Origin of the sequence: Bradyrhizobium sp. NBAIM03, from assembly GCF_020194055.1 — a bacterium.
Classification (GTDB): Bacteria; Pseudomonadota; Alphaproteobacteria; order Rhizobiales; family Xanthobacteraceae; genus Bradyrhizobium; species Bradyrhizobium yuanmingense.
The window spans coordinates 1-441 of sequence record NZ_JADYVS010000168.1; the positions used below are offsets into that span (position 1 = coordinate 1).

Consider the following 441-nt stretch of genomic DNA (forward strand, 5'->3'; position numbering starts at 1 on the left):
ATGTGCTGACGTGCGGTTCCAGCCAGCTCGCCCGCTTTGCCGCCGCCGACCTCGCCAAGCTGACGCATGCCGAGGTCTGGGTGCTCGACGGCGGCACCGCAGCCTGGGTGGCGGCCGGCCTGCCCGTTGAAGCCGGCGAGACCCGCCTTGCCTCAGACCGCATCGACCGCTATCGCCGCCCGTACGAAGGCACGAGCGCGCCGCGTACCGCGATGCAGGCCTATCTGGACTGGGAGTTCGGGCTGGTCGAGCAGCTGCGGCGCGACGGAACGCACGGTTTCCGGGTCATCTAACTGGCCGCCAAGGTTCGGAACGTCACGCTTGGCGTTCTGAACTCGACACTTGAAGTTCCAACACTCCACGCTTGAGGTTCCGGACGCCACGCTTGAGGTTCCGAACCGCACCGTTGGCGTTCGGAACGTGACGGGTGGCGTTCAGAAC

The 441-nt window shown here is 66.7% G+C and carries 1 pseudogene; it reads left to right on the top strand.

The features are described 5' to 3' along the window. Positions 1 to 293, top strand: a pseudogene (locus I6F21_RS37915) (rhodanese-related sulfurtransferase); the annotation flags it as partial. Between the last annotated feature and the right edge of the window lie 148 nt (positions 294 to 441).